The organism is Robinsoniella sp. (assembly GCF_034124845.1).
On record NZ_JAWYAJ010000419.1, the window covers coordinates 1 to 2,905 of the forward strand.

The following is a 2,905-nucleotide window of genomic DNA, read 5'->3' on the forward strand; positions in this document are numbered from 1 at the left end:
TGCTGGATATTGCAAGGGATCCCCGCTGGGGAAGAATGGAAGAGACCTATGGAGAAGATCCCTATGTGGTTGGAACCATGGGAACTGCTTATGTTAAAGGGATCCAGGGGAATTTAAAGGACCAGGGAGTTCTGGCAACCGGGAAGCATTTTGTGGGCTATGGTGCATCGGAAGGGGGAATGAACTGGGCGCCGGTTCATCTGCCGGAACGGGAGCTGCGGGAAGTATATCTGGCACCTTTTGAGATGGCGGTAAAGGAAGGAAACATGGCATCCATTATGAATGGGTACCATGAAATCGACGGTGTACCCTGCGGTGCATCAAAGAAATTGTTGAATGATATTCTGAAAGAAGAGTGGGGATTTGAGGGAATAGTCGTTTCGGATTATTTTGCCATAAACCAGATCTTTGACTACCACAATATGGCGGCAGACAAAGAAGAGGCTGCAAAAATGGCACTGGAAGCCGGCATGGATGTGGAACTTCCGAATGTGGACTGCTTTGGGGAACCTTTAAAGCGCGCAGTGGAAAAGGGGGACATTTCCATGGAACTGATTCACACCAGCGTGAGAAAGGTTCTGACATTTAAGTTCCGGCTGGGATTATTTGAGCATCCGTATGTGGATGCGAAAAAGACAATGGATCAGTTTGACACACCGCAGGATCGGCAGCTTGCCCTGGAAGCGGCAAGAAAGTCCATTATTCTGCTGAAAAATGAAAACCGGCTTCTGCCCCTGTCAAAGGATATAAAGAAACTGGCTGTCATTGGACCTTCTGCTGACAATATCCGTCATATGATTGGAGACTATACTTATCAGGGGCAGATTGAAGGATTGCTGGAGCTGCATGACAGCCAGGGAAATGCCATGAACCAGCCAGTACCTGAGAATATTGAAATGTCCGGGAACATCGTGCAGATGGAGAGCTATCTTGCAGCAATCCGCAAGGCGGTTTCTCCGGATACGGAGATTATCTATGCCAAAGGATGTGAGATCAAGGGAACATCCAGAGATGGATTTGAAGAGGCAGTCAATGCTGCGGCACAGGCAGATGCAGTACTGCTGTTCGTGGGCGATCTGGCTGGGATTACACTGGAGTGTACCGTGGGAAAATCGGTGGATCGTGCAGAACTAAGTCTGCCTGGTGTACAGGAAGAACTGGTTCGTGCCGTTGCGGCTGCCGGAGTGCCGGTTGTTCTGGTCATGAGCAACGGACGTCCCTATTCGATTACCTGGGAAGAAGAGCATCTCCCGGCTATCCTGGAAGCGTGGTTCCCGGGAGAAGAGGGAGGAAGGGCAGTAGCGGAGATTCTATTCGGAGACAGGAATCCGGGGGGCAGACTTCCGGTATCCGTACCCCGTACTTCCGGGCAGATTCCGGTGTACTATATGCATAAAAAATCCGGCGGACGTTCTCACTGGAGAGGGGATTACGATGATGTGAGTGCATCTGCCCTGTATGCTTTCGGTTATGGACTGAGTTATACAGAATTTCGTTTTTCAGATTTTCGGATAGGGAATAAGGAAGTACCCATTGGCGGAAATCTGGAAGTGTCCGTTCAGGTGGAAAACACCGGGGAGCGGGAAGGCGATGAAGTCGTGCAGCTCTATATCCGGGATGTGGCGGCAAGCGTCACCAGACCGGTGCAGGAACTGAAAGCATATAAGCGGATCACATTGAAACCGGGTGAAAGCAAACTGCTGGAATTCACGATTCCAACAGCACAGATGGGATTCTATGATATCCATATGGATTATGTACTGGAACCGGGAACGGTGGAAGTCATGGTAGGGGCTGCCTCTAATGATATCAGGTTCCGGGAAAATATTGTTCTGACCGGAAATAAATGCAAAGCAGAGCGGGTATTTGAAAATCAGGTGATCGTAAGAAAGCAGGTGTGATTTATGTATTACAAAGAAGACTGGGAAAAAGCCAAAGCCAGGCTGACTGCTTTATGGGACAATGAGGTCCTGGACCGCTGCTGTATATCCGTGGCAGCACCAAGGGACGGGAAAACAAATGTCCATATTTTTGCCCCCGGGGAATGTAATCCTGACGATCCCGAGGATCTGGAAGACTACTGGCTGAATCCGGAGCGGATCTGGAAACGGAATATCCAAAGACTGGAACAGACTTATTTCGGCGGGGAATCCCTGCCGCTGGTAATGCCCAACTTCGGTGCATCCGGGCACTGTGTCTACTACGGAGGAAAATACACGCTAAAACCGGATACGATCTGGTTCGATGCTGTGGTGGAAGATCTGGAAGAGCACCAATGGAAATATGACCGTGAAAATATATTCTACCGCCGCCAGCGGGAAATTGTAAAATATCTTGCGGAAAAGGGAATGGGAAATTATCTGCTGTCTATGCCGGATAACTGCGGCACCCTGGATGCCATTGGACATCTCCATGGTTCCATAGAAACCATGATGGATATGTATAGCTGCCCGGAAGCAGTGCAGTCTGCCATTTCCACAATCAATGAAGGCTGGACAGATGCTGCGGAGACGTTTTATCAGCTGGAGAAAAACTGCAATGAAGGCGGCAGCTGTGTGGGGTGGATGGACACCTGGGCACCCGGGCGTCATGCCCAGATGCAGTGTGATATGTCGGTCATGTTTTCACCGGACTGTTATCGGCAGTTTGTGGTGCCGGAGCTGAAAAAGCAGATGGAATGGGAAGAATATCCGGTTTATCATTTTGACGGAAAAGAACAGATCAACCATCTGGATCATCTACTGGCGCAAAAAGAGCTTCAGATGATTCAATGGACAAATGTGGATGGGCAGGAAAGTCCCGCGCATTTTATTCCGGCACTGAAAAGGATGCAGGAGGCAGGGAAAAAAATCCTGGTGCTGACACCTGCATCGGACATTCCATCATTGCTTGAGAATCTGTCATC

General features: G+C 49.5%; 2 protein-coding genes. Both read left to right on the plus strand.

Annotation, left to right across the window (positions count from 1 at the left end; translation table 11 throughout):
- Nucleotides 1–1,901, plus strand: a 1,901-nt coding sequence (locus ACH2DQ_RS20715) for a glycoside hydrolase family 3 N-terminal domain-containing protein (RefSeq protein ID WP_395028137.1), incomplete at its 5' end; no start/stop codon positions are given.
- Nucleotides 1,902–1,904: 3 nt separating this feature from the next.
- On the plus strand, nucleotides 1,905–2,905 hold a 1,001-nt coding region (locus ACH2DQ_RS20720; RefSeq protein WP_395028139.1), incomplete at its 3' end, for a trimethylamine corrinoid protein 2.